The 518-nt window shown below is 63.7% G+C and carries 1 pseudogene; it reads right to left on the bottom strand.

The annotated features are described in order from the left end of the window. Positions 1 to 518, bottom strand: a pseudogene (locus RPS27_RS24360) (IS21 family transposase); the annotation flags it as partial.

Raw genomic sequence — 518 nt, 5'->3', positions numbered from 1 at the left:
ATTCTGCAGGCCTTCCGCCAGGGCGACGAAGCTCTCGCCGCCAAGCACGACGTGGGCGTGCTCGAACCCGCAATAGGCCAAACGGAAGTGATAGAGACGATGATCCAACGGAGCACCCGCGATCGTCACACCCAACTCGTCCATGTCTGTGAAGTCGGAGAGGCCGAGTTGGCCAGGCTCGTGGGTTTGGCGGAAGATCACCTCCTGCTCCTCGCCGTGGACCGCCCGCTATGCACGGATCCGACGTTCCAGGGTACGACGGATACCGATGCCGAGATCCGGATGACGCCGTAGCATCTCCTCGAACACCGCCACCGGGCGTAAGCCAGGTGCCGCCTTCAGGATCGGGACGATCTCGGTCTCGAACACCTCGCTCAACGGGTCCGGTCGTCGCCGGCCGCGGGGCGCCTTCCTTTGCGATGGAAATCGGGGATCTCTCTCGATCCGATAGGCGGTCGACGCACTGAATGACGCCTTGGCCGCCGCCACTGGCGGGCTATCGGTCTGACGGTACTTCA

It is taken from the genome of Bradyrhizobium sp. WYCCWR 12699 (assembly GCF_032144035.1).
Classification (GTDB): domain Bacteria; phylum Pseudomonadota; class Alphaproteobacteria; order Rhizobiales; family Xanthobacteraceae; genus Bradyrhizobium.
Note: the sequence above shows the minus strand (reverse complement) of the source record. Positions and strands in the feature narration are given on the sequence as shown.